Source organism: Burkholderia latens (assembly GCF_001718795.1).
Taxonomy (GTDB): domain Bacteria; phylum Pseudomonadota; class Gammaproteobacteria; order Burkholderiales; family Burkholderiaceae; genus Burkholderia; species Burkholderia latens_A.
The window spans coordinates 2,470,191-2,494,184 of the sequence record NZ_CP013435.1; the positions used below are offsets into that span (position 1 = coordinate 2,470,191).

A 23,994-nucleotide genomic window follows, 5' to 3' on the forward strand; every position below is an offset into this window, starting at 1 on the left:
ACTTGAATGGTGTGGCGCAGGCGGCCGGCGCGCGATGCCGGCGCCCGTCAAGGACAACCGCCTGGCGCAAGCGGTTTGCGCCGGCATATGGGGACGGGCGACGCGATTTCAAGTGGCGGCCGTGCCGCCCGCCGTCACGACGCGCGCCGCGCCGCCGACTCGATATAGCGCGCGAGAAATGGCGCCAGCGCCGGATCGCCGCAGTTCGCGACGTTGAAGCGCGTCCACGTCGACGGCGACTGCTGCGGCGAAAACAGGCTCCCCGGCGTGAGCAAGAATCCCTCCTCGTGCGCGGCGGCCGCGAGCGCGTCCGAATCGACGCCGGTGTCGGCCCACAGGAACATCCCGGCCGCCGGCATCGTGAAAAGCCGCAGCCCGGTGCGCTCGAGCATCCGCGCGGTCTTGTCGCGCACGCCGTCGAGCCGCGCACGCAGCCGCTCGACGTGGCGCCGGTAGTGCCCTTCGGTCAGGATCTTGTAAAGCACGCGCTCGTTGAGCTCCGGCGTGGTCATTCCGACCAGCATCTTCTGGTCGGTGATCGCCTTCGCGATCTCCGGCGCGCACGCGACATAGCCGACCCGCAGGTTCGCCGCGAGCGTCTTCGAATAGCTGCCGAGGTAGATCACGCGCTTCAACTGGTCGAGGCTTGCGAGGCGTGTGGCCGGATAGCTCGGCGGGCACAGGTCGCCGTACACGTCGTCCTCGACGACGAGGAAGTCGTACGCCTCCGCGAGCTTCAGGATCCGGAACGCCTGCGCGGCCGACAGCGACGTGCCGGTCGGGTTCTGCAGCACGGAATTGATCACCAGCATCTTCGGCCGCCACATCTGCACGAGTGTTTCCAGCGCGTCGAGATCGGGGCCGTCCGGCGTATAAGGCATGCCGACGAGCTGCGCGCCCTGCGCGGCGAAGCGGCCGAACATCTGGAACCACGCGGGATCGCCGACGATCACCGCGTCGCCCGGCCGCACGTAGATCCGCGAGATCAGGTCGATCGCCTGCGTGATTCCCGACACCAGCACGAGCTGCTCCGGCTTTGCGCCGATCTCGACTTCCGCGAGCCGCGTCTGCAGTTGCTGACGCAGCGGCAGGAAGCCCTGCGCGGTGCCGAAACCGAGCATCTGCGCGCCCGCCTGGCGCCCGAGCGCCCGCAGCGCGCCGGTGATCAGTTCGCCGTCGAGCCAGCGGCCCGGCAGGTAGCCGAGACCCGGCCCTTTTTCGGGGCTGACGGTGTGCAGCATGTTGCGCAGCAGCCACACGACGTCGATCGTGTTGTGCACCGGCGCGGCCTCGGCCACGCGTGCCGCGCCGTCGGCCGGCTGCGGGCCCGCGGCCGTGCGCTCGCGCACGTAGAAGCCCGAGCCGCGCCGCGAATCGAGATACCCCTGCGCGACGAGCCGCTCGTACGCCTCGACGACGGTGAAGCGCGACACGCTCTTGTCGAGGGCGAGCTTGCGGATCGACGGCATCCGCATGCCGGGGCGGAACACGCGTTCGTCGATCCGGCGCCGCGCCCACTGAACGAGCTGGTCGACGAGCGTGAGCGTGGCCGTATCGTGCGGCACGGGGATCTGCGCGAGAGGAACGGTGGACATGGTCGACATGGGCGGCGGCTCCAACTGTACCGAAGGCTATCGCGGCGATTGTACCGTTACTGTGCCGGTAACGACGATTACAGTTGACCGCAATGGCGATCGTGCGGCCGCCGGTCCGGCCTTGCCGCATGAGGCGCGGGCCCTTTCGGCACAGGTCCGCGGCCGAGGTCCCGGCCGGCCGGGCAGCCGCCGCGCGTATCGCACGCCACCATGACACTTTCGCTTCCCGACCGACGTTCATGCCATCCCGCTTCCTGACCCTCGACCATCTCGTGATCGCAGCCCGCACGCTCGACGAAGGCGTGCGCCATGTCGCCGACGCGCTCGGCATCGAACCGGCCGGCGGCGGCAGTCATCCGTTGATGCGCACGCACAACGCGCTGTTCGGCGCGTGGGGCGGGCTATACCTCGAAGTGATTGCGGTCGATCCCGACGCACCGGCCGCGAACGATGACGCGCCCGCGCCCCGCGCGCGGCTGTTCGGCCTCGACGACCCGGCAATTCACGCGCGGCTCGCCGACGGGCCGTTCCTCGCGCACTGGGTCGCCCGCGTCGACCGCCCGCGCCAGCTCGCGCGGTGGCAGCGCCAGTACCCGGCCCGCATCGCGCCGGTCGTCGCGATGCGGCGCGGCGATCTGAGCTGGGGGCTGACCGTGCCCGACGACGGCGCGTTTCCCGCGTGGCAAGGCGCCGGCGACGGCCTCTTGCCGTCGCTGATCCAGTGGGACAGCGCACGCCATCCGGCCGATTCGCTGCCGGACAACGGCGTCGCGCTAAAGTCGTTCAAGGGCAGCCATCCGCGCGCAGACGTGATCCGCGAGCAGCTCGACTGGCTCGGCGCCGGCCATCTGCTCGACGTCGAGACCGGCGACGCCGCACCGGCGCTCGTCGCCGAATTCGACACGCCGCAAGGCGCGCGTACGCTGCGCTGAACGCGCGGCCGCCTCTCGATTACCCGAACCCGGCAACACGGAGACACCCATACATGAACTCGCGCGAAACCCCGGGCATGCTGCTCGGTCTCATCGGCGTGATGATTTTCAGCCTGACGCTGCCGATGACGCGCATCGTCGTCTCCGAACTCAATCCGCTGCTCAACGGCCTCGGCCGTGCGCTCGCCGCGGCCGTGCCGGCCGGCCTGCTGCTGTGGTGGCGCCGTGAACGCCTGCCCACCCGCGCGCAGCTGAAAAGTCTCGCGGTCGTGTCGGCGGGCGTGATCGTCGCGTACCCGGTGTTTTCGGCGTGGGCGATGAAGACGGTGCCGGCGTCGCACGGTGCGGTCGTCAACGGGCTGCAGCCGCTGTTCGTCGCGCTGTACGCGGCGTGGCTGTCGCACGAGCGGCCGTCGAGAGCATTCTGGGCGAGCGCGCTCGCGGGCAGCGCGCTCGTGATCGCGTTCGCGCTGCGCGACGGCGGCGGCACCGTGCAGGCGGGCGACGCGCTGATGCTCGTCGCGGTCGGCATCGGCGCACTCGGCTATGCGGAAGGTGCGCGCCTCGCACGCCAGATCGGGGGCTGGCAGGTGATCTGCTGGGCGCTCGTCGTGTCGGCGCCGTTTCTCGTGCTGCCGGTCGGCTGGCTCGCATGGATGCAGCACGCCGCGCATCCTGCGCCGCTCGCGCTGCGCACGTGGCTCGCGTTCGGCTACGTGACCCTTTTTTCGCAATTCATCGGCTTTTTCGCGTGGTATGCGGGGCTCGCGATGGGCGGCACCGCACGCGTCGGCCAGGTGCAATTGCTGCAGATCTTCTTCACGATCGCGTTTTCGGCGCTGCTGTTCGGCGAGACGGTCACGCCGTCCACATGGCTGTTCGCGGCTGCCGTGATCGCGACCGTGATGCTGGGCCGACGCTCGGCGGTGGCCGCCGGCCCGCATCCCGCTCGCGCCGGCTGATGAGGTGCGCCATAATGTCCGTTTTGCCTGAACGGTTTTGCCCACCCGGCCGCGATGGCCCGATCGCACTCCCGTACGCCCACCCGGCCGCGGCGACGCAATCGGCCTGATCGACCTTTCTTGACTCACCACGATATCCGAACGAGGAGACTATGAATCCGAGCGACCTGCATCCGCCGCACTGGCAGCTTTCCGAACGCGCCCGCAAGCTGACGAGCTCTGCGATCCGCGAGATCCTGAAGGTCACGGAACGCCCCGAGGTCATCTCGTTCGCAGGCGGCCTGCCCGCACCGGCGACCTTCCCGGCCGAACGCATGCGCGCCGCTGCCGACCGCGTGCTGCGCGATGCGCCCGCCGCCGCCCTTCAGTACAGCGCGACCGAAGGCTACCTGCCGCTGCGCGAATGGATCGCCGAGCGCTACCGCGTGCGCGTGTCGCAGGTGCTGATTACGACCGGCTCGCAGCAGGCGCTCGACCTGCTCGGCAAGGCGCTGATCGATCCGACGAGCCCGATCCTCGTCGAAACGCCGACCTATCTCGGCGCGCTGCAATCGTTCTCGCTGTACGAGCCGCGCTACGTGCAGGTGCCGACCGACGAACAGGGCCTGCTGCCCGAAGGGCTCACGCCCGAGCTCACGCAAGGCGCGCGGCTGCTGTACGCACAGCCGAACTTCCAGAACCCGACCGGCCGCCGCCTCCCCGTCGAGCGCCGCCGCGCGCTCGCCGCGTTCGCGCAGTCGAGCCCGTTCCCGGTGCTGGAAGACGATCCGTACGGCGCGCTGAACTACCAGGGCGAGCCGCTGCCCACGATGCTGTCGATGGCGCCCGACCACGTCGTGCACCTCGGCACGTTCTCGAAGGTGCTCGCGCCGGGCCTGCGGATCGGCTACATCATCGCGCCCGAGGAACTGCACTTCAAGCTGGTGCAGGCCAAGCAGGCTACCGACCTGCACACGCCGACGCTCACGCAGCGTATCGCGCACGAGGTGATCAAGGACGGTTTCCTCGACGAACACATTCCGACGATCCGCCAGCTGTACGGCGCGCAATGCGACGCGATGCTCGCGTCGCTCGCGCGCCACATGCCGGAAGGCGTCACGTGGAATCGTCCTGAGGGCGGCATGTTCATCTGGGTGAAGCTGCCCGCGCAGATCGACAGCATGAAGCTGCTCGAAGCCGCGGTCGCGAATCATGTCGCCTTCGTGCCGGGCGCGCCGTTCTTCGCAAACGACCCGCAACAGAACACGCTGCGCCTGTCGTTCGTGACGGTGCCGCCGGAGAAGATCGAGGAAGGCGTCGCGCGCCTCGGCAAGCTGCTGCGCGAACGTCTGTGAGCCCCTTTTTCCTGTCACGACTCTCAACGAGGAATCGAACGCATGGCTAACGTCTACGACAAACTCAAGTCGCTCGGCATCGAGCTCCCGACCGCCGGCGCACCGGCCGCCGCCTACGTCATGAGCGCGCAGAGCGGCAACACGGTGTACCTGTCGGGCCACATCGCGAAGAAGGACGGCAAGGTCTGGGCCGGCAAACTCGGCGCCGACCTGCAGACGGAAGACGGCAAGGCCGCCGCGCGCGCGATCGCGATCGACCTGCTCGCGACGCTGCACGCGCACACCGGCGACCTGAACAAGGTCACGCGCATCGTGAAGCTGATGAGCCTCGTGAACTCGACGCTCGACTTCACCGAACAGCACATCGTCACGAACGGCGCATCGGAACTGATCGCGGAAGTGTTCGGCGACGCGGGCAAGCACGCGCGTTCGGCATTCGGCGTCGCGCAGATTCCGCTCGGCGCGTGCGTCGAGATCGAACTGATCGCCGAAGTCGCGTAACGCGCCCGATGACCGGCCGCCGCGTCCGTTTCAAGCAGGTCGACGTGTTCACGTCGGTCCCGTTCAAGGGCAACCCGCTTGCCGTGGTATTCGACGCCGACGCGCTCGGCGACGACGACATGCTCGCAATCGCCCGCTGGACGAACCTGTCGGAAACCACGTTCCTGTGCACGCCGAGCGATCCGGACGCCGACTACCGCGTCCGGATCTTCACGCCGGGCGGCGAACTCCCGTTCGCCGGCCACCCGACGCTCGGCACCGCGCATGCGTTCGTCGAAAGCGGCGCGCGGCCGCGCACGCCGGGCCGGTTGATCCAGCAGTGCGGGGTCGGCCGGGTCGAACTGCGCGAACAAGCCGAAGGCTGGGCGTTCGCCGCGCCGCCGGCCCGGTTCACCCCGCTCGACCGTTCGGACTACCCGGCACTCGCAGCCGCGTTGCGTAGCGACGCATTCGATCCGGATGCCGAACCGTGCGCGGTCGACAACGGCGCACCGTGGCTCGTCGTGCGGCTCACCTCGGCCGACGCCTGCGTCGGGCTCGCGCCCGATCCGGCCGCGCTCGACGCGCTCACGCACCGCTACGGCACGCATGGCCTTGCGGTGTACGCGCCCCACCCCGACGGCGGCCCCGCGACGTTCGAAATCCGCTGCCTGATGACGGGCGGCGGCTTCGGCACGGGCGAGGACCCCGTGACCGGCAGCGCGAACGCCGCGCTGGCCGGACTGCTGAGCCGCCAGCAGCGGCGTCCCGGCCCGTCGTACACCGTCCGCCAGGGCACGGCGATCGGCCGCGACGGCCGCATTGCCGTCCGCTATGACGACGACGGCACGATCTGGATCGGCGGCCACGTCGTGACGGTCGTCGACGGCACGTTCCAGGCGCCCGCCTGACGTCGGGGCGGCGTACGCGCCGGCCCGGCCGGCGCCCTACGATTCCCCCGGCTATCGCAAAAACGTTCCAGCCAGTAATATCGGGCCTAATCCGTCGCTTCGGCGGGTCTGTCCTTGGTTGCGCATCCCGCGAACGAACAGACGCCGGTGCGACCCCAACCACAGCCGATCCCCGACAGGGGAAGGCGCACGCGAGCAGGACCCGCCCTCTTCGATGAGTTCCGCCCGGTCAAACCACACGCCGCCGACCCGGCCGCTGCGCGCGCCACGCAAGTCGCGCCGGCGCGCGCTGTTCGCGATCCCGCTGCTCGGGATGCTGGCGCTTGCGCTGCTGTGGGCGGTGATCATCGCGCGGCTGTCGGTCGAAAAGGACAGCGCGTACAAGGAGGCGGCGGCGTCTGCGGCAATCCTGTCGTCGGCGCTCGAGCAGCACACGGTCAAGGCGATCCATCAGGTCGATCAGATCACGCGCTTCGTCAAGTTCGAATTCGAGAAGTCGCCCGCGCACTTCAACCTCGCCAGCGCGGTCGAGAAAGGCGTCGTGCCGAGCGACACGCTGATTCAGGTTTCGCTCGTCAACGCGAAAGGCATCCTGTTCGCGAACACGGCCGAGCTCCATCCGCAGCCGATCAACCTGTCCGACCGCGAGCATTTCAAAGTCCACCTCGCGCACAACGACGACCGCCTGTACATCAGCAAGCCCGTGCTCGGCCGCGTATCGAGCCACTGGACGTTGCAGATGACGCGCCGGCTGAACAACCCCGACGGCAGCTTCGCAGGCGTCGTCGTCGTGTCCGAAGACCCGAGTTACTTCACGAACGACTTCTACAACAACGCGGCGATCGGCAAGGAAGGCGTGATCGCCGTGGTGTCCGACACGGGCGCCGTGCTCGCGCGGCGCACCGGATCGGTCAGCAACGCGCCGGGCGCGTTCTCCGCGTCGGGCGTCTACCCGATTGCCGAGCGTGTGACGGGCACGATCACCGATCCGATCGACGGCGTCACGCGCATCGTGTCGTACCGCCACCTCGACGGCTACCCGCTCGCGGTGATGGTCGGCCTGTCGCAGTCCGAGGAATTCGCGGACTACTACCACACGCGCAACGTCTACCTGCTGATGACGAGCTTCATCACGCTCGCGATGCTCGCGTTCTTCGGCGTCGCGACGGGGCTGATCGGCAAGCTGCTCGGCCGCGAGCGCGAAATGACGCAGCTCGCCGAATACGACCTGCTGACCGGCCTCGCAAACCGCTACGCGACGCTGCGCGGGTTGCGCAACGACGTGTCGATGCCGACGAGCCTGTCGCGGCTCGGCCTGTTGTTCATCGACCTCGACAACTTCAAGACCGTCAACGACACGCTCGGCCACAACGCCGGCGACATCGTGCTGCAGATGACCGCGTCGCGCCTGTCGGATGCCGTCGGCGACGAAGGTTCGCTCGCGCGGATCGGCGGCGACGAATTCGTGGTCGTGATGAAGGGCGACGACGTCGAACGGCGCGCGGTGCGGCTCGCGGAAGCGATCATCCGGATGTTCGGCGAACCGTTCGACGTGCGCGGCAGTTCGTTCGTGCTGCATGCGAGCATCGGCATTGCGCTGCATACCGTCGCGAACGAAAGCGAAATCGACCTGCTGAAGAAGGCCGACCTGGCGATGTACAGCGCGAAGGACGCGGGCAAGAACTGCTATCAGTTCTACGCGCCGCACCTGTCGCACCGCGCGGATCACCTGATGCGCTGGGAACAGCAATTGCGCGTCGCGCTCGCCGAAGGGCAGCTGTTCCTCGCATACCAGCCGAAAATCGATCTCGCGCACCGCACGATTACCGGCTTCGAGGCGCTGGCGCGCTGGGACCACCCGGAGCACGGCATCATCTCCGCGAACGAATTCATTTCGATCGCCGAATCGACGGGCCTGATCGTGCCGATCGGCGACTTCGTGATCCGCACCGCGTGCGAGCAGATCGCGCGCTGGCGCGACGAAGGTCACGACACGCTGACGCTCGCGGTCAACATCTCGCCGGTGCAGTTCTGGCGCGGCGACCTGATCGAGACGATTTCGCAGGCATTGCTGGACACCGGCATCGACGCGAACCGACTCGAGATCGAGATCACCGAGACCGCGATGATGGAGTATCCGGAGCTCGTGTCCGAAAAGATCGTCGCGCTGAAGAAACTCGGCATCCGGATCGCACTCGACGATTTCGGGACCGGCTACTCGTCGCTGTCGTACCTGCACCGGTTCTCCGTCGATACGCTGAAGGTCGACCGCTCGTTCGTGCAGGCGATCCCGAACGATCGCAGCGTGTGCGTAATGGTGTCGTCGATCGTGCATCTCGCCCGCTCGCTCGGGCTGACCGTCGTCGTCGAAGGCACCGAAACCGAGGAGCAGATTGCGTGGCTGTCCGCGCTCGGCGAGATCGAGGCGCAAGGCTTCCTGTTCTCGCGCCCCGTGCCGGCCGACGCGATCCCCGCGCTGATCGAGCGCTTCGGCGTGCGCGGCGACCGGCCGAACGTCCTCCCGCACCGCGCGACCGGCAGCACGGGCGACTGAGCGCGCCGCCCTCGCCGGCCCATGTTGCGTAGCACACCGATTGTTTCGGGTTCCACGCCGATCGTTTAGTTCATTAACTAGCGTTTTCGCGCATGGCAGTGTCACGATGCGCGGCGGACAATCGGGAGGGCCATCGTGTCGGCGGACCGCCGCCACGTTCCTATGCGCGAGACCGGCCCTGCGCCAACTGCACCATCATGACAACCGTCGAAGTTCAAGCGGCCGAACGTGTCGAACACACGCAGGCTTCCCTGTGGGCCTTGTTCAAGGCCGTCGCCGGCATCTCCGCGATGTCGTGGGGCGGGCTGTCGATGATGGCGCAGCTCGAACGCCACTACGTCGACCGGTTGCAACGCATCGAGCCGCACGTATTCGCCGATTTCGTCGCGCTCGCGTGGCTCGTGCCCGGCCCGGTCGGCTGCAACGTCGCGGTGCAGGTCGGCCAGGCGCTGCACGGCCGCATCGGCGCATGGGTCGCCGGCATTGCGAGCGTGCTGCCGTTCTTCGTGTTGATGACGCTGTTCGCGATGTTCTATCGCACGCCGATCGTGCGCTCGCTCGCCGCGCCGATACTGATCAACCATTTCGGGATGGTGCTGGCCGCGCTGATCGGCGTCACGTGGATCAAGCAGCTGCGCACGCTCGCCAGCACGCGGCTCGAACAGGTGATCGCCGCGTTGTCGACGATTCTGCTCGCTTTCGCACATAGTCCGGCCGCTTTCGTCGGGATTCTGTTCGCTGCGTTTGCAGCGGGCTGGCTCACCGGCCCACCGCAATACGATGCGGTGGACGTGAGGCTGGCGAAGCGCGACCGCAGGCTGCTCGTGCTGCTGGCGATCTTCGTTGCGCTGTTCGCGCTGCCGCTGCCCGGCAACTATCAGATGACGCTGCTATGGCCACGGCTCGCCGGCGCCGGCATGACCTTGTTCGGCGGCGGCTTCTCGGCGCTGCCCGTGCTCAAGGCGTTGTTCGTGTCGCCGGCAACCGGGATCTCGGATCACGACTTCACGCTCGCGTTCGCGCTGTCGCCGGTGTCGCCCGGCCCGCTGCTGAACGTCGTGCCGTTTCTCGGCTACCTGACCGACGGCTGGATCGGCGCGCTGCTCGCAACCGCTGCGCTGTTCATTCCGTCGGGGTGCCTCGTCGTGTTCGCGCAGCACCATCTGTTCCGGCTCAAGCGCCATTCGCGCTTCGAGCACGGGATGCGGCTGTTGCGCGCGGCGACGACCGGCTTCCTCGTCGTCGCCGTGGTGAAGATCCTGCACCGCGAGCCGGCCGATCCGGTTTATTGGCTCACGGGCGCGTTCGCGACGCTGTGTTTCGCGCGCTTCAGGCTGCCCGTGTATGCGGTCTACGGCGCGGTCGCAATCGCGTGCGGCGCGTGGCTGTGGGCGGTCGCGCACTGAGGCCGGTCGCAGGCGCACGCAGCGGCACAGCCGCGCACGCCGTCACAGGCCCGCGTTGACCGCGGCCGCATGCTCCTTAGCCAGCTTGCACCGCGACGCGGCGCGCGATCCACCGGGCGCGCAGCGCGTCGTACGCGAGGTTGAAGCAGAACGTGTAAGGCAGGAAGAACAGCACGATGCCCAGGTCGAGCAGCAGCGCTTCGACGAGACTCACGTTCAGCCACCACGCGGCGAGCGGCACCACCATCGCGACGAGGCCGAGCTCGAATACGACCGCGTGCGCGATCCGCATGCCGAGCGTGCGCGTGAGGCCCGCGCGCCGTTCAAAGCGATCGAACAGCGTGTTGAACGTCATGTTCCACGCCATCGCGATCAGCGACACCATCACCGTCAGCACGCCGACGTGCGACACCGGCATGTCGAGCAGCCACGCGCCGATCGGCGCGCACAGCGCGATCGCAAGCAGCTCGAACGTCAGCGCATGGACGAGGCGTTCTGTCACCGTTTTGTTCGCATGTTTCATCGTTCCCTCCGATTCATGTGCAGTTCGCGCTTGACACGAACGATGCCGTCATTCTGATCGGTGTAACTGCGCGCATCCAGTTTGTTATCATCGGTTTTACCGATATAACGCGATGAGGCTCACCCTATGCGCCATGCTCCGGAAGCGCTGGTTGCATTCGCCGAAGCCGCGCTGCTCGGCTCGTTCACGGCCGCCGCACGCAAGCTGGGCAAGCGCCAGTCGACGGTGTCCGAGGCGATCGCCAATCTCGAGATCGATCTCGGCGTGCAGTTGTTCGACCGGTCGACGCGCACGCCGACGCTCACCGATGCCGGCCGCGCGCTGCTGCCGCAGGTGCAGCGCGCGCTCGAGGCCGGCGCCGCGATCGACCGCACGGCCGCACGGCTCGCGCAGGGCGAGGAAGCGCGGCTGACGCTGGTGGTGTCCGATACGTACCAGTCGAAGCGTTACGAGGAAACGTTGATGGCGCTCGAGCAGCGCTTTCCGGCGCTCGAGCTCGAATGCCAGATCGCCGAGCACGAAGACGTGCTCGACCTGATCCAGCAGGGCCGCGCGCAACTCGGGCTGATGGCCGCGCGCGCGGCCTACCCGCCCGATATCGGTGCGGCAACGGTCGCGGAGGAATCGGAGATCGGCCTGTTCGTGGGCCGCACGCACGCGCTCGCCGAATACGGCGACGCCGAAGTGCCGCATGCGGCGCTGCGCGATGCACGCGAGTTGCGTCTGATTACGTACGTGAAACCGGAGGACCAGACCGCCGACGACCGGATCGTAGTCGGCACGCAGCGCTGGCTCGCGCCGAGCTATCTGATGCTGCTGGAGATGGCAGTGCTCGGGTTCGGGTGGGCCGAGTTGCCGCGCTGGATGGTCGAGCACTTCGCGCGCGATCGCCTGAGCGAGCTGCGCGCGCGAGGCTGGCCGCGCCGCGTGCGCGTGGACGCGGTGTGGTCGCGCAACCGGCCGCTCGGCCCGGCCGGCGCGTGGCTGCTCGACGCGATGCTGGCCGCGTAGCGGCGCGCGACATCGCGCGGGCCGCGGGCGCCGATCGGCGCCGGGCCCCGGAACGAACCGGCGCTCAGAAGCCGCGCGACAGCACGGCCGCGCCGATCGTCACGACGCCGAGCACGAGATTGACGACCACCAGCAGGCGCACCGTATTCACGGCGCGCGCGCCGTCCGGCCAGTTCTGCGCCTGCACCGCACGGCGGATCCGCGGGAACAGCGCGAAGCGGATATGACCGAAGATCAGCATCATCACGACACCGAGCCCGGCCATCGCATGCAGCGACCACGTTGCATGCGCGCCGCCGAACGCGGTGAGCAGGAACCCGCCGGACAGCAGGATCACGATCACCGCGCCCGACACCCAGTTGAAGAAGCGGCCGAACACGCCCTCGATCAGCGGCAGCCGAAGCTGTGGCGTCAGGTCCGACAGCGCCGGCCGCAGGCAGAAGTTCGCGAAGACCATCCCGCCCACCCACACGGCGACGGCCAGCAGATGAAGAAACAGCGCGACGGCAACAGCGTGGGACATGGCGGCAATCCTGTTATGGGTTGAAGGCAACGATCGGCCGCGTCGTGCGCGGTCTCGAGCGACGTTCGACCGACCCGCTGCCGCTCGGTTCAGGGACCTGGCGGCATTTCACAATATTTTGCAAGTTCCGTACGACGGCGCCACCGTCGCTCGCCGCAATACGTCGCGAGAAAGACGAAGGCCGCACGCCGCCGAAGCGGACGCGGGGTCAGCCGAGGAGCGGACGCAGCTCGTTGACGACCTTCAGCTTCGTTTCCGGCGCACGCCCCTTGCGTGCACGCTTGCCGATGTGCGGCGCGAGCCCCGCATACGACAGCGTTTCGTCCTGCACCTTGCCGCCGCGGCCCGTGCCGATCAGCACGACGCCGGCCGGGTCGATCGCGAGCGCCTGCACGAGCGTTTCCTTGTCGTCGAGCGCCATCAGGATCACGCCGCGGCCGCCGCCGGACAGCGTCTTCATCTCGTCCATCCCGAACACCAGCAGGCGGCCGCCGCTCGACAGACACGCGACCTGCGTCGCATTCGGCAGCACCGGCATCGGCGCAAGCGGCACAGCACCCGCATCGATCGTCATGAACGACTTGCCGGCCTTCACACGGCTCACCATGTCGCCGACCTTGGCGAGGAACCCGAAGCCGTTGCTCGACGCGAGCAGCAGCTGCTGATCGGCCGGCGCTGCGTAGTAATGCATCAGGTGCGAGCCCGATTCGAGCTCGATCAGCGACGTGACCGGCACGCCGTCACCGCGGCCGCCCGGCAGCACCGACACGTCGACCGAATACACGCGCCCGCTGCTGCCCCACGCGATCAGGCGATCGGGCGTGCGGCACTGGAATGCCGCGTACAGGCTGTCGCCGGCCTTGAACGAGAAGCCGGCCGGATCAAGGCCGTGGCCCTTCAGCGCGCGCACCCAGCCCTTCTGCGACACGACCACCGTAACCGGCTCGTCGACGACCTTCGCCTCGAAGGTCGCGCGCTTTTCCTGCTGGATCAGCGTGCGGCGATCGTCGCCGTACTGTTTCGCGTCGGCCTCGATCTCCTTGATCATCAGCCGCTTCATCGCGCTTTCGTTCGCGAGCAGCTCTTCGAGCTTCGCCTTCTCGTCGCGCAGCGCCTCGAGCTCCTTCTCGATCTTGATCTTCTCGAGCCGCGCGAGCTGGCGCAAACGGATTTCGAGGATGTCTTCCGCCTGGCGGTCGGTGAGGCCGAACGCGCCGATCAGCGCGGCTTTCGGCTCGTCGGACTCGCGGATGATGCGGATCACCTCGTCGATGTTCAGGAAGACGATCATCCGCCCTTCGAGGATATGGATCCGATCGTCGACCTTCGCGAGACGATGGCGGCAGCGGCGCGTCATCGTCAGCTGGCGGTACTTCACCCACTCGTCGAGAATCGTCAGCAGCCCCTTCTGGCCCGGCCGGCCGTCGGCGCCGATCATCACGAGGTTCAGCGTCGCGTTCGATTCGAGGCTCGTGTACGCGAGCAGCGTGTTCACGAATTCCGTCTGGTCGATCGTGCGCGACTTCGGCTCGAACACGAGCCGCACCGCCGCTTCCTTGCCCGACTCGTCGCGCACCGCGTCGAGCAGGTCGAGCATCGCCTTCTTCGTGTTCAGCTGCTCGGGCGTCAGCGTCTTCTTGCCGAGCTTGAGCTTCGGGTTGGTCAGTTCCTCGATTTCCTCGAGCACCTTCTGGCCCGACGTGTTCGGCGGCAGCTCTGTGACGACCAGCTGCCACTGACCGCGCGCGAGATCCTCGATCTTCCAGCGCGCGCGCACCTTCAGGCTGCCGCGGCCGGTTTCATAAGCCGCCGCGATTTCAGCGTCGCTCGAGATGATCTGGCCGCCGCCCGGGAAGTCCGGGCCGGGGATCAGGTTCATCAGCTCCGCGTGCGTGAGCTTCGGATTGCGGATCAACGCGACTGCCGCCGCCGCGACCTCGCGCAGATTGTGCGACGGGATTTCGGTGGCAAGGCCGACCGCGATGCCCGACGCGCCGTTCAGCAGCACGAACGGCATGCGGCTCGGCAGCGTCTTCGGCTCCTCGAACGAGCCGTCGTAGTTCGGCATGAAGTCGACCGTGCCCTGGTCGATCTCGTCGAGCAGCAGCTTCGAGATCGGCGTGAGCCGGGCTTCGGTATACCGCATCGCCGCCGCGCCGTCGCCGTCGCGCGAGCCGAAGTTGCCCTGCCCGTCGATCAGCGGGTAGCGCAGCGAGAAGTCCTGCGCGAGACGCACGAGCGCGTCGTACGCCGACTGGTCGCCGTGCGGGTGGTATTTACCGAGCACGTCGCCGACCACGCGCGCCGACTTCACCGGCTTCGCGTCGGGGCCGAGGCCCATTTCGTTCATCGCGAACAGGATCCGGCGCTGCACCGGCTTCTGGCCGTCGCACACGTCGGGCAGCGCGCGGCTCTTCACGACGCTGACCGCGTAGCTGAGGTACGCCTGCTCCGCGTAGTTGCCGAGCGTCAGCGCATCGGTGTCCGGTGCGTCGGAGCCGGCGAAGAGATCGGAAGTATTGTCGTCCATCTGTATTCCGTATTCGTAACTGACATGAGGCCAGGCCGGGCGCGATGCCCGGCCGCGCGGATTCCCGGCTTAGATATCCGCTTCGACGTCGTTGCCCTTTTCCTCGAGCCAGCCGCGCCGCGCGGCCGCCTCGCCCTTGCCCATCAGCATCGTCATCCGCGCGACCGTCGCCTCGTAGTCGAGCTCGCCGAGCTTGACCGGCATCAGGCGGCGCGTGTCGGGGTTCATCGTCGTGTCCCACAGCTGCTCCGCGCTCATTTCGCCGAGCCCCTTGAAGCGGCTGATGCTCCACTGCGTTTCACGCACGCCGTCCTTGCGCAGCTTGTCGAGCGTCGCCTCGAGTTCGCCTTCGTCGAGCGCGTAGAGCTTCTGCGCGGGCTTCTTGCCGCGCGCGGGCGCGTCGACGCGGAACAGCGGCGGGCGCGCGACGTACACGTGGCCGCGCTCGATCAGCTGCGGAAAATGCTTGAAGAACAACGTGAGCAGCAGCACCTGGATGTGCGAGCCGTCGACGTCCGCGTCCGACAAGATGCAGATCTTGCCGTAGCGGAGATTCGACAGGTCGACGGTGTCGTCCGGGCTGTGCGGATCGACGCCGATCGCGACCGAAATGTCGTGCACCTCGTTGTTTGCGAACAGGCGATCGCGCTCGGTTTCCCACGTGTTCAACACCTTGCCGCGCAGCGGCAGGATCGCCTGATATTCCTTGTCGCGGCCCATCTTCGCGGAGCCGCCCGCCGAGTCGCCCTCGACGAGGAACAGTTCGTTGCGCGCGATATCTTCCGTCTCGCAGTCGGTCAGCTTGCCGGGCAGCACCGCGACGCCCGAGCTCTTGCGCTTCTCGACCTTCTGGCCCGCGCGCGTGCGCGCCTGAGCCTGCTTGATCACGAGTTCCGCGAGCTTCTTGCCGTGCTCGACGTGCTGGTTCAGCCACAGTTCGAGCGCCGGACGCGAGAACGACGACACCAGCTTCACCGCGTCGCGGCTGTTCAGGCGTTCCTTGATCTGCCCCTGGAACTGCGGATCGAGCACCTTCGCGGACAGCACGAACGACACGCGCGCGAACACGTCTTCCGCGAGCAGCTTCACCCCCTTCGGCTGCAGGTTGTGCAGTTCGACGAAGCTCTTCACCGCCTGGTAGAGACCGTCGCGCAGGCCCGACTCGTGCGTGCCGCCCGCCGGAGTCGGGATCAGGTTCACGTACGACTCGCGCACGAGCGAGCCTTCCTCGCTCCACGCGACGACCCACGACGCGCCCTCGCCTTCGGCGAAGGTTTCGTCGGCCGATCGTGCATCGGCAAAGCGCTCGCCTTCGAACAGCGGAATCAGCAGCTCGCTGCCGTTCATCTCGTCGAGCAGATAACCACGCAGGCCGTCGTCGTATTTCCACGTCTGGCGCTCGCCGGTCTTCTCGTTGACGAGCACGACTTCCACGCCCGGCAGCAGCACGGCCTTCGAGCGCAGCAGCCGTTGCAGTTCGCCAAGCGGCAAGTTCGGCGAGTCGAAGTATTTCGGATTCGGCCACACCTGCACGCGCGTGCCGGATTTCTTCTCGCCGCGGCCCGCGGCCTGCGTCGCCAGCGGCTTTACGACGTCACCGTCGGCGAAGCCGAGTTCGGCGATCTTGCCGTCGCGCCAGACCGTCACGTCAAGGCGCGTCGCCAGCGCATTGGTGACCGACACGCCGACGCCATGCAGGCCGCCCGAGAACGTGTACGCGCCGCCGGCCGCCTTGTCGAACTTGCCGCCCGCATGCAGACGCGTGAATACGATCTCGACGACGGGCACCCCTTCCTCCGGGTGCATCCCGAACGGAATGCCGCGGCCGTCGTCCTCGACCGACACCGACTGATCGGCGTGCAGCGTGACCGTGATCTGCTTGCCGTAGCCGCCGAGCGCCTCGTCCGACGCGTTGTCGATGACTTCCTGAATGATGTGCAGCGGGTTTTCGGTACGGGTGTACATGCCGGGCCGCTGCTTGACCGGCTCGAGACCCTTGAGCACCTTGATCGATGCTTCGCTATAGGCCGCGCTGGGCTTCTTCGTTGACATAGGCGCTGAATTTCGTCATTCATCGGGACGTTTTCCACATCTCGTGTGGATAACGTCGTGGACAAAACGTTGAGTTCCGTAAAAAAGCGAATCGAAACAACGGTGTGCGTGGACTGCTCCGAAAGCGGGCGCGCAGCGTGCGCAGCGCGGCCCGGGACGCGCGGTATTTTACTGGTTCCGCGTGGCGTGCCATCGCAACATCGCCGAATCGTCGAGATCGTCGAACGCCGCCCGCCGAGCGGGGCGGCCGAACGGCGCGCCGGCGTGCGCGGCCGGCGCCGGGCGTCAGACCGGCTTGCGCTTCGCCTCGAGCGTTTCCCACCGCTCGAGCGCGGCGAGCAACTCGTCGTCGATTGCCGCGAACCGCTCGGTCAGGCGCGTGCCTTCTTGCGGATCCTTCGCGAAGATCGAGCCGTCCTCGAGTTGCGCGTTGATCGTTTTCTGTTCTTCCTCGAGCGCGGCAATCTTTTCCGGCAGCGCGTCGAGTTCGCGCTGCTCGTTGAACGACAGCTTCACCGTGCGCTGCGCATTGCGGCCGGCTGCGCCTTTCGCCGCGTCTTCCTTGACCGGCGCCGCTTCCTTGACTGCGCGCTTCGCCGCTTCCTGCTGCGCGATCTGCTGCGAACGCTCGCTCTGGATCTGCCAGTCGGTGAAGCCGCCGACGTATTCGCGCCACTTGCCGTCGCCCTCGGCCGCGATCACCGACGTGACGACGTTGTCGAGGAACGCGCGATCGTGGCTGACGAGCAGCACCGTGCCGTCGTAGTCGGCCAGCAGCTCTTCGAGCAGTTCGAGCGTCGGGATGTCGAGGTCGTTGGTCGGTTCGTCGAGCACCAGCACGTTGGCCGGGCGCGCGAACAGGCGCGCGAGCAGCAGCCGGTTGCGTTCGCCCCCCGACAGCGACTTCACCGGCGAGCGCGCGCGTTCCGGCGCGAACAGGAAGTCGCCGAGATAGCTCATCACGTGCTTGCGCACGCCGCCGATCTCGACCCATTCGCTGCCGGGGCTGATCGTATCGGCGAGGCTCTTTTCCTGGTCGAGCTGCGCGCGCATCTGGTCGAAATACGCAACCTGCAGGTTCGTGCCCGTGCGCACCGTGCCGGCATCGGGCTGCAGCTCGCCGAGGATCAGCTTGAGCAGCGTGGTCTTGCCGGCGCCGTTCGGGCCGACGAATCCGATCTTGTCGCCACGCATGACCGTCGTCGAGAACGTATCCACGACCGTGCGGTCGCCATAGCGCTTCGTCACGTCAGTCAGCTCCGCGACGATCTTGCCTGACTTCTCGCCCTGCGCGACGTCGAGCTTCACGTTGCCTTGCGCGTTGCGGCGCTCCGCGCGCTCGTTGCGCATTTGCACGAGCCGCGCGATGCGGCCCACGCTGCGCGTGCGGCGCGCCTCGACGCCTTTGCGGATCCACACTTCCTCCTGCGCGAGCAGCTTGTCGAACTTCTCGTTTTCCACGCGTTCGATTTCGAGCTGCTGCGCCTTGCGCGTCTGGTACGCGGAGAAATTGCCCGGGTACGACAGCAGCCGGCCACGATCGAGTTCGACGATGCGCGTCGCGACGCGATCGAGGAATGCGCGATCGTGGGTGATGAACAGCAGGCCCGCGCGCTGCGCGACGAGCAGTTCTTCCAGCCAGCGGATACCGTCGAAGTCGAGGTGGTTGGTCGGTTCGTCGAGCAGCAGCACATCCGGCTGCAGCACCAGCGCGCGCGCCAGCGCGACGCGCTTCTGCATCCCGCCCGACAGCGCGTCGACTTGCGCGTCGCCGTCCGTCAGGCCGATCTGCGCGAGCGTCATCGACACGCGCGTGCGCCAGTTCCACGCATCGTGCGCGTCGAGCGTCGATTGCAGCGCGTTCATCCGCGCGAGCAGCGCGTCGTGCTCGGCGCCTTCCGGCGTTTCCGCGAGGCGGTGCGCGATCGAATCGTACTCTTCGAGCACCTCGCGCGTATGCGCGAGCCCAGACGCCACCGCGTCGAACACCGTCGCGCCTGGTTCGAATTCGGGCTCCTGCGGCACGTAGACGGTCACGAGCTCCTGTTGACGCGTAATCAGCCCGTCATCCGGCTTCGCAAGCCCGGCGACGATCTTCAGCAGCGACGACTTGCCCGCACCGTTGCGGCCGATCAGGCCGACGCGCTCGCCGGCCTCCAGCGAGAAGTCCGCGTGATCGAGCAACGCGACGTGACCGAACGCGAGTTGCGCGCCGGTAATGGAATAAAGCGACATGGGGAGACGGCGAAGAGAGAAATCGGAAGCGCCCATTGTACCGGTGGCGGACGCCTGCGCCGGGTTGGCCGGATGGGCTAGGCCAGTATGCGCTTCCATTCGTGCCGAGTTGGTGCCCGGCGGGGGCGGCTGCGCGCATGCTGCGGATGGTGTCGGCGCCGCGCGCGGCGGTGTGGCGCGGTGTCGTGCACGGGCGTCCGGCCGCTGCTTCCGGCTGGGCGCCCGCAGCTGCAGTGGTGCTTACTTCACGTTGACCGTGATCGTCGAACTCAGCTCGGGGCCGTACGAGCGGTGTGCGCCGTCGCCGAGCTGCAGCGTCAGCGTGTGCTGGCCCGGAGGCAGCTTCACGTCCGTTTCGGTTTGACCCTTGCCGAAGTGCAGCGAGTGTTCGGTGGCGGGGATCACGTCGCCCTTCGGCACCGGCTTGCCGTCGATCAGCAGATGATGGTGGCCGGTGTCCGGCGCCATGTCGCCGGCCGGCTTCAGCGCCATCCCTTCGAGGCCGAATTTCACGTGAACGGGGCTCGAGACCGTCGCGCCGTCCTGCGGCTCGACGAAGAACACGCGCGCCTCCGCACGCGCGAGCGTCGACACGGCCAGCGCCGCGACACACACCGCACCCGCGATCCACTTCTTGTTGAGCATCGTTTTTTCTCCTTCAGATTGAAAGGCCCACGAAGCATACACTGCATGCCCTGCGCGCGCGATGGCGGCTGTTGTTCGCGATGCGTACGTTTAAAACGACGTTGCGCAGACGTTGCGCGAAATTCCGGTAACATTGCGCCTTTCGTCCGGCGGTCACGCGGCGGACGGCATCACCGACTTTCATCATCCCGAGCGCCACATGAGCGAAGTAACCGAATACCAGAGCTGGGTCTGCCTGATTTGCGGGTGGGTCTACAACGAGGCAGAAGGCCTGCCCGACGAAGGCATCCCCGCCGGCACCCGTTTCGCCGACATTCCCGCCGACTGGCGCTGCCCGCTGTGCGACGTGGGCAAGGAAGATTTCGTCGTCGTCGATTTCTGATCTTGTATTTCTGACGACGGCTGCGCGCCGGGCCGTGCATCGGCGCGCATTCCGTCCGCCGATGCGCCGCGCGTTTGCTATACTCTGCGCGCTGTCCACATTGCCGTCCCGTTCGCGTCTTTTGCATGCCGAATCGCGGACATGGCCCTCCCCGTAGTTCAATGGATAGAACAAGCGCCTCCTAAGCGCTAGATACAGGTTCGATTCCTGTCGGGGGGACCAACCTGGCTCCCATCTTCTCCCAAGTTTGCCCAAAAAGTCGCGCACAGCCTTGTGTCGCCTAGACTTTTGCTGCCATCATTGCCCAAGGTTGCCCAGTACAAGCAACCGAACTTGGGGGCATCTTTTGGGACATGCCTCCATGCCCCCAAACTCGATGCCCCCACGCCATGCCGAAGCGCGCTACTCCGCTGACCGAGATGCAGATCCGCAAGGCCAAGCCGGCCGACAAGCCCTATCGCCTGGCAGACGGCAAGGGCTTGTATCTCGAGGTCATGCCGAACGGGTCGCCTCCTCTTTCCGGCGAGGGATCGTAGCACGCTCATGAACCACGCCCGGTCAGAAATGAAAAGCCCCGCGTGAGGCGGGGCTTGATGTGATGCGCCCGGGCTCGGGAGGCTGTCGCAGCATGGCTGCAGCGGGCTTATAACGGCTCGCGCCGTGGACGGTCGAATCAATCAGATCGGCAGGAATACCACTGGGTTCACATTGAATCGACGGCCCAATGCCGCGATCTGTCGTACATTCAACTCCCGCTTCCCACTGAGGATTTCCGAAACAACCCCCTGACTCCCAATCTCAGGAAGATCAGCCTGTCGGACATCATTCTCCAGCATCAGATATCTGAGGACATCAGCGGGAGATGCATCTGGCAGTTGATGATGTCCTTCATCATATTCATTGATAAAGTCGCCCAGCGTGGCGGCGAGTGGCGCGAGTCTATGCCCTTCGTCAGCTGCGCCTGCGTCAAGCAGCGCATTCAACGCTCGCACAGCGAAGTCGTACTCAATATCCGAGTTGATCGGATGAAGCGGCACCTTTTGGGAGATAGCCTCGAAGTGCGCGGCCAGCTCATCGATGTCATTCCGCGTAAGATTCAAGGCTTCCATTTGCTGTACTCCTTGTGCGTGAATACATGACGCACATATAACGTCTGCACATTAAAGTGCACTGCGGCAATGATCCGGAACTTATTACCGCCGATATCAAACACGTAGAACGCTCCAACCTTGTCTGTCGCATTGAAAGCTTTCTTCAGGTCCGCAAAGCTGCCGAATGTTCCAGCCTCGACCGTCTTCCTCCATATCTGGAGCGGCACGCCAGCGTCCGGATGCTTGGCGGCGAAGTCGGTCAAGGCTTTGTTGGAGATGACTCGCATGAAGCGACAGTATCTCAGCCTGAGATTGCAACCAAGCGTTGTTACACATTAGGTGATTTAGCTTCCATCCAAGCCATTCCTTGCTGGATGAAGCCTCCCACTACCGCCGGATCTTCCGGCACGTGGGCGCAAGCGATGGCGACTTGCATGTGCTTCGCGTATTGTCCGAACGAGCTACACGCGAAGGCACCGAATCGGTGCCACGATTCGCCCCCGTTTGTTTAGCAGCTCCTTTAAGGGGCACTTTTAGGGGCACAAATCCATTGTATAGCGCACAACCCCTTTCCTTATAAGGAAACGTGAATTCTGTCGGGGGACCAGCCACAAATCTAACCGCCCCTCTTCCGATTCCCCCACAGCGAATTCCATCCCGCCGCGCCCCACGCTTGGCACGCCATTGCACACCCTCTCGTTCGATCGAACCGTCAAGCGCCACATCCCGCACCACCTCGCGGCATAAAACAACCATTTGCACGACGACTTCCTCCGCACCTGCCAGGGAACGAAGGATGCTATCTCCATCCGGGGCCGATCCGCACGCGCTGCGCCGGCGCCACGATTGCCGGCCGGCTAATAACCGCCATATTCCCCGCGTCAACATCCCAACGGAGATAACCCATGACACGCCCGACCGCGGCCGACCAAGCCGACCCCGCCAACAAGAACCCGCCACAAACCACCGACGAGGTGAGCATCGACCGCAAAGGCAACGTCCGGCAGAAAGGTCACGGCAGCATGGACGACACGATGATTCCGCAGAAGCCGGAACCCGACAAAGGCCCGTACGAACCGCCGCCCGGCCATCTCGACAATCCGAACGACGTCGAACCGCGCAGCGGCGGCGACCCGGCCGCCTGACGCGGCCGCGCACGGCGCATCAGCACCCGCTCACGCGCCGCCCCATTGCATCGTCAGGCCGCCATCGATCGTCCACGTCTGCCCGGTGACGTAATCGCCGTCGTCCGATGCAAGAAACAGCGCGACGCGCGCAATTTCCTCCGGCTGCCCGGGCCGGTGCCACGGAATCACCGACATCGACTTGTCCCGCCCGTGCGGGTCGTCGAGGCGATCGCGCGTCATCGGCGTATCAATGAGCCCCGGTGCGATGTTGTTGACGTTGATCTTGTCCTCTGCCACCTCGCGGGACAGGCTGCGGGTAAGCGAGCCGAGGCCCGCCTTCGCCATCCCGTACGGCGCGCTTTCCGGGGTCGGCAGATGTTGCGCGACCGACGAGATATTGACGATGCGCCCGCCGCCGCCAGCCGCACGGCGTTGCCGCACGAACGCGCGACAACAATATAACGGGCCGAGCAAATCGATCCGCAGTACGGTATCGATCTGCGTATCCTCGAGATCGGCGACCGCCGCACCGGGCGCGCCGACACCTGCGTCGTTTACCAACACTTCAAGCCCGCCGAGCGTGGTTGTCGCGTCGCGAAAGAAAGCGGCAACCGATTGCGGATCCGATACGTCGCCCTGTATCGCACATGCGCGCCGACCGAGTGCCTCGATACGCTGCACGGTTTCCTGCGCGCCATCGTGGTCCGTGTGATAGACGATCGCGACGTCCGCGCCTTCCTGCGCAAACAACGTTGCGATCGCCTGACCGATTCCGGAGTCCGCGCCCGTGACGAGCGCGCGAATGCCTTGCAGTTTCATGTACCTGTTCCTCCGCTTGAGGCTGTTCAGAGTAACGGCGCGCGCCCGCGCGCCGATATCCCGAAGCGACGCATTCCGCGTTCCCTCACCGGGGCGCGCGATGTTGCACAAGCGGAAACATGCAGGCAGATAACCGATCACGGACCCATTTGAAGAAGCACGACAAATGGCGGAGCGGGAATTCGCGTCGCGCGACATGCGCGAGCCGTGCGTGCATCGTGGCGATGCGCACCACGCTGCGCCACCTGATCGTGCCTGCGACGCAGCGGACAACAGCACTCCCGGAACGAAGCGCGAGAAGCAAATGCGCGGTCGTGCGGCGGCAGGTGCCGCGCACGATCACGTCGGTACGTTACTGCATGACGGCGTGCTGCACGTCCTTCGACGCATGCCACACGCGGTAGCGCACCTCGAATCCGTCCGGCACGTAGACGACGAGCGGCAGGCGACTGTTGTAACGCAGAAGCTGGCCGTCACCGCGCACCTGCACGAAGCGCTGCTGCGGCGCCTGGCCCGGGCACGCCATCAGCGTCGATGCCGGCCCCTTCACGTCGGTCAGCCGATAATACGTATAGCCCCAGCCCTTCACGTCCTCTGCGGTGAGCTCGCCGCCGAACCATTGCTGGTTGCAGTCGGTCTGCAGCGTCTTGCCGATCATCAGCTCGACGCGCGCGTCGCCTTCGTTCTCGAGCGCGGGCAGCGAAATCACCGCGCGCTGCTGGCCGGCCGCAGGCTGCGGAAACATCTTGATCGACTCGGCCGGCACGACAGGCGCCGACGCGGGTGCCGCCGCGCTGGCGGCTGCGGCCGTGACACAGAAAGCGGCCAGCGCGGCCCGGATCGCGAATTTCATCGATGTGCTCCCGATAAACAAAACAGGCC

The 23,994-nt window shown here is 66.5% G+C and carries 22 protein-coding genes and 1 tRNA gene; 12 read left to right on the forward strand and 11 right to left on the reverse strand.

Annotated elements, in window-relative coordinates; genetic code table 11:
• Positions 1 to 134: 134 nt before the first annotated feature.
• Positions 135 to 1,595 (reverse strand): PLP-dependent aminotransferase family protein, encoded by a 1,461-nt coding sequence (locus WK25_RS11470; protein WP_069241987.1) that lies wholly within the window; start codon positions 1,593 to 1,595, stop codon positions 135 to 137.
• 239 nt (positions 1,596 to 1,834) lie between these two features.
• Here WK25_RS11470 and WK25_RS11475 point away from each other — a divergent pair, with 239 nt between their 5' ends.
• The 7 genes from WK25_RS11475 to WK25_RS11505 all read left to right on the forward strand — a co-directional run bounded on the left by WK25_RS11475 (position 1,835) and on the right by WK25_RS11505 (position 10,174).
• On the forward strand, positions 1,835 to 2,527 hold the full coding sequence (locus WK25_RS11475) for a VOC family protein (protein ID WP_069241610.1): 693 nt from the start codon (positions 1,835 to 1,837) through the stop codon (positions 2,525 to 2,527).
• A 53-nt stretch (positions 2,528 to 2,580) separates the two neighbouring features.
• Positions 2,581 to 3,489 (forward strand): DMT family transporter, encoded by a 909-nt coding sequence (locus WK25_RS11480; RefSeq protein WP_069241611.1) that lies wholly within the window; start codon positions 2,581 to 2,583, stop codon positions 3,487 to 3,489.
• Between the two features lie 152 nt (positions 3,490 to 3,641).
• Complete coding sequence (locus tag WK25_RS11485) at positions 3,642 to 4,823, forward strand: PLP-dependent aminotransferase family protein (protein ID WP_059546343.1); 1,182 nt, start codon at positions 3,642 to 3,644, stop codon at positions 4,821 to 4,823.
• Between the two features lie 42 nt (positions 4,824 to 4,865).
• Positions 4,866 to 5,324 carry a RidA family protein gene (locus WK25_RS11490; protein WP_039319604.1) on the forward strand — a complete coding sequence of 153 codons (459 nt, stop codon included), beginning with the start codon at positions 4,866 to 4,868 and terminating at the stop codon, positions 5,322 to 5,324.
• A gap of 8 nt (positions 5,325 to 5,332) precedes the next feature.
• Positions 5,333 to 6,214, forward strand: coding sequence for a PhzF family phenazine biosynthesis protein (locus WK25_RS11495; protein WP_040141317.1), 882 nt, complete (start codon positions 5,333 to 5,335; stop codon positions 6,212 to 6,214).
• Positions 6,215 to 6,428: 214 nt separating this feature from the next.
• Positions 6,429 to 8,768: an EAL domain-containing protein gene (locus WK25_RS11500; RefSeq protein ID WP_040141318.1), complete on the forward strand. Its 2,340-nt coding sequence runs from the start codon at positions 6,429 to 6,431 to the stop codon at positions 8,766 to 8,768.
• A gap of 197 nt (positions 8,769 to 8,965) precedes the next feature.
• Complete coding sequence (locus tag WK25_RS11505; protein ID WP_040141320.1) at positions 8,966 to 10,174, forward strand: chromate transporter; 1,209 nt, start codon at positions 8,966 to 8,968, stop codon at positions 10,172 to 10,174.
• Positions 10,175 to 10,250: 76 nt separating this feature from the next.
• Here WK25_RS11505 and WK25_RS11510 read toward each other — a convergent pair whose 3' ends face one another.
• Positions 10,251 to 10,697 carry a multidrug/biocide efflux PACE transporter gene (locus WK25_RS11510; RefSeq protein WP_069241612.1) on the reverse strand — a complete coding sequence of 149 codons (447 nt, stop codon included), beginning with the start codon at positions 10,695 to 10,697 and terminating at the stop codon, positions 10,251 to 10,253.
• 126 nt (positions 10,698 to 10,823) lie between these two features.
• Between WK25_RS11510 and WK25_RS11515 the strand changes: the two genes are divergently transcribed.
• Positions 10,824 to 11,708, forward strand: a complete 885-nt coding sequence (locus WK25_RS11515; RefSeq protein WP_069241613.1) for a LysR family transcriptional regulator — start codon at positions 10,824 to 10,826, stop codon at positions 11,706 to 11,708.
• A gap of 64 nt (positions 11,709 to 11,772) precedes the next feature.
• On the opposite strand, the gene WK25_RS11520 is transcribed toward WK25_RS11515, so the two are convergent.
• The 5 genes from WK25_RS11520 to WK25_RS11540 all read right to left on the reverse strand — a co-directional run bounded on the left by WK25_RS11520 (position 11,773) and on the right by WK25_RS11540 (position 19,693).
• Positions 11,773 to 12,231, reverse strand: a complete 459-nt coding sequence (locus WK25_RS11520) for a CopD family protein (protein ID WP_069241614.1) — start codon at positions 12,229 to 12,231, stop codon at positions 11,773 to 11,775.
• A gap of 208 nt (positions 12,232 to 12,439) precedes the next feature.
• Positions 12,440 to 14,761, reverse strand: a complete 2,322-nt coding sequence (gene parC / locus WK25_RS11525; protein ID WP_069241615.1) for a DNA topoisomerase IV subunit A — start codon at positions 14,759 to 14,761, stop codon at positions 12,440 to 12,442.
• A 69-nt stretch (positions 14,762 to 14,830) separates the two neighbouring features.
• Complete coding sequence (gene parE, locus WK25_RS11530) at positions 14,831 to 16,813, reverse strand: DNA topoisomerase IV subunit B (protein ID WP_040141330.1); 1,983 nt, start codon at positions 16,811 to 16,813, stop codon at positions 14,831 to 14,833.
• 285 nt (positions 16,814 to 17,098) lie between these two features.
• On the reverse strand, positions 17,099 to 19,084 hold the full coding sequence (locus WK25_RS11535; protein WP_174554674.1) for an ATP-binding cassette domain-containing protein: 1,986 nt from the start codon (positions 19,082 to 19,084) through the stop codon (positions 17,099 to 17,101).
• Positions 19,085 to 19,288: 204 nt separating this feature from the next.
• Positions 19,289 to 19,693: a DUF4399 domain-containing protein gene (locus WK25_RS11540; protein WP_059546339.1), complete on the reverse strand. Its 405-nt coding sequence runs from the start codon at positions 19,691 to 19,693 to the stop codon at positions 19,289 to 19,291.
• A 199-nt stretch (positions 19,694 to 19,892) separates the two neighbouring features.
• On the opposite strand from WK25_RS11540, the gene WK25_RS11545 reads away from it, so the two are divergent.
• The 3 genes from WK25_RS11545 to WK25_RS31690 all read left to right on the forward strand — a co-directional run bounded on the left by WK25_RS11545 (position 19,893) and on the right by WK25_RS31690 (position 20,611).
• Positions 19,893 to 20,075, forward strand: a complete 183-nt coding sequence (locus tag WK25_RS11545; protein ID WP_006478164.1) for a rubredoxin — start codon at positions 19,893 to 19,895, stop codon at positions 20,073 to 20,075.
• Between the two features lie 147 nt (positions 20,076 to 20,222).
• Positions 20,223 to 20,297: transfer RNA gene (locus WK25_RS11550), tRNA-Arg, on the forward strand.
• Between the two features lie 167 nt (positions 20,298 to 20,464).
• The gene (locus WK25_RS31690; RefSeq protein ID WP_167432645.1) at positions 20,465 to 20,611 is read left to right on the forward strand and encodes an Arm DNA-binding domain-containing protein; all 147 of its coding nucleotides are present in this window, start codon (positions 20,465 to 20,467) and stop codon (positions 20,609 to 20,611) included.
• Positions 20,612 to 20,752: 141 nt separating this feature from the next.
• On the opposite strand, the gene WK25_RS11555 is transcribed toward WK25_RS31690, so the two are convergent.
• Positions 20,753 to 21,184 (reverse strand): helix-turn-helix domain-containing protein, encoded by a 432-nt coding sequence (locus WK25_RS11555; protein ID WP_069241617.1) that lies wholly within the window; start codon positions 21,182 to 21,184, stop codon positions 20,753 to 20,755.
• A complete protein-coding gene (locus tag WK25_RS11560) occupies positions 21,172 to 21,453 on the reverse strand; it encodes a type II toxin-antitoxin system HigB family toxin (RefSeq protein ID WP_069241618.1) in 282 nt (93 codons plus the stop codon). The genes WK25_RS11555 and WK25_RS11560 overlap by 13 nt, the downstream gene beginning before the upstream one ends.
• 618 nt (positions 21,454 to 22,071) lie before the next feature.
• On the opposite strand from WK25_RS11560, the gene WK25_RS11565 reads away from it, so the two are divergent.
• Positions 22,072 to 22,311 carry a hypothetical protein gene (locus tag WK25_RS11565; protein ID WP_069241619.1) on the forward strand — a complete coding sequence of 80 codons (240 nt, stop codon included), beginning with the start codon at positions 22,072 to 22,074 and terminating at the stop codon, positions 22,309 to 22,311.
• Between the two features lie 30 nt (positions 22,312 to 22,341).
• Here WK25_RS11565 and WK25_RS11570 read toward each other — a convergent pair whose 3' ends face one another.
• Positions 22,342 to 23,112 carry an SDR family NAD(P)-dependent oxidoreductase gene (locus WK25_RS11570; RefSeq protein ID WP_069241620.1) on the reverse strand — a complete coding sequence of 257 codons (771 nt, stop codon included), beginning with the start codon at positions 23,110 to 23,112 and terminating at the stop codon, positions 22,342 to 22,344.
• Positions 23,113 to 23,464: 352 nt separating this feature from the next.
• Entirely contained in the window at positions 23,465 to 23,965 is a 501-nt protein-coding gene (eco, locus tag WK25_RS11575) for a serine protease inhibitor ecotin (RefSeq protein WP_069241621.1), read from the reverse strand.
• Between the last annotated feature and the right edge of the window lie 29 nt (positions 23,966 to 23,994).

Coding starts and splice junctions, on each gene's coding strand:
- WK25_RS11470 (WP_069241987.1), bottom strand. CDS start 1,595: ATGTCCACCGTTCCTCTCGCGCAGATCCCCGTGCCGCACGATACGGCC.
- WK25_RS11475 (WP_069241610.1), top strand. CDS start 1,835: ATGCCATCCCGCTTCCTGACCCTCGACCATCTCGTGATCGCAGCCCGC.
- WK25_RS11480 (WP_069241611.1), top strand. CDS start 2,581: ATGAACTCGCGCGAAACCCCGGGCATGCTGCTCGGTCTCATCGGCGTG.
- WK25_RS11485 (WP_059546343.1), top strand. CDS start 3,642: ATGAATCCGAGCGACCTGCATCCGCCGCACTGGCAGCTTTCCGAACGC.
- WK25_RS11490 (WP_039319604.1), top strand. CDS start 4,866: ATGGCTAACGTCTACGACAAACTCAAGTCGCTCGGCATCGAGCTCCCG.
- WK25_RS11495 (WP_040141317.1), top strand. CDS start 5,333: ATGACCGGCCGCCGCGTCCGTTTCAAGCAGGTCGACGTGTTCACGTCG.
- WK25_RS11500 (WP_040141318.1), top strand. CDS start 6,429: ATGAGTTCCGCCCGGTCAAACCACACGCCGCCGACCCGGCCGCTGCGC.
- WK25_RS11505 (WP_040141320.1), top strand. CDS start 8,966: ATGACAACCGTCGAAGTTCAAGCGGCCGAACGTGTCGAACACACGCAG.
- WK25_RS11510 (WP_069241612.1), bottom strand. CDS start 10,697: ATGAAACATGCGAACAAAACGGTGACAGAACGCCTCGTCCATGCGCTG.
- WK25_RS11515 (WP_069241613.1), top strand. CDS start 10,824: ATGCGCCATGCTCCGGAAGCGCTGGTTGCATTCGCCGAAGCCGCGCTG.
- WK25_RS11520 (WP_069241614.1), bottom strand. CDS start 12,231: ATGTCCCACGCTGTTGCCGTCGCGCTGTTTCTTCATCTGCTGGCCGTC.
- parC (WP_069241615.1), bottom strand. CDS start 14,761: ATGGACGACAATACTTCCGATCTCTTCGCCGGCTCCGACGCACCGGAC.
- parE (WP_040141330.1), bottom strand. CDS start 16,813: ATGTCAACGAAGAAGCCCAGCGCGGCCTATAGCGAAGCATCGATCAAG.
- WK25_RS11535 (WP_174554674.1), bottom strand. CDS start 19,084: ATGGGCGCTTCCGATTTCTCTCTTCGCCGTCTCCCCATGTCGCTTTAT.
- WK25_RS11540 (WP_059546339.1), bottom strand. CDS start 19,693: ATGCTCAACAAGAAGTGGATCGCGGGTGCGGTGTGTGTCGCGGCGCTG.
- WK25_RS11545 (WP_006478164.1), top strand. CDS start 19,893: ATGAGCGAAGTAACCGAATACCAGAGCTGGGTCTGCCTGATTTGCGGG.
- WK25_RS31690 (WP_167432645.1), top strand. CDS start 20,465: ATGCCGAAGCGCGCTACTCCGCTGACCGAGATGCAGATCCGCAAGGCC.
- WK25_RS11555 (WP_069241617.1), bottom strand. CDS start 21,184: ATGGAAGCCTTGAATCTTACGCGGAATGACATCGATGAGCTGGCCGCG.
- WK25_RS11560 (WP_069241618.1), bottom strand. CDS start 21,453: ATGCGAGTCATCTCCAACAAAGCCTTGACCGACTTCGCCGCCAAGCAT.
- WK25_RS11565 (WP_069241619.1), top strand. CDS start 22,072: ATGACACGCCCGACCGCGGCCGACCAAGCCGACCCCGCCAACAAGAAC.
- WK25_RS11570 (WP_069241620.1), bottom strand. CDS start 23,112: ATGAAACTGCAAGGCATTCGCGCGCTCGTCACGGGCGCGGACTCCGGA.
- eco (WP_069241621.1), bottom strand. CDS start 23,965: ATGAAATTCGCGATCCGGGCCGCGCTGGCCGCTTTCTGTGTCACGGCC.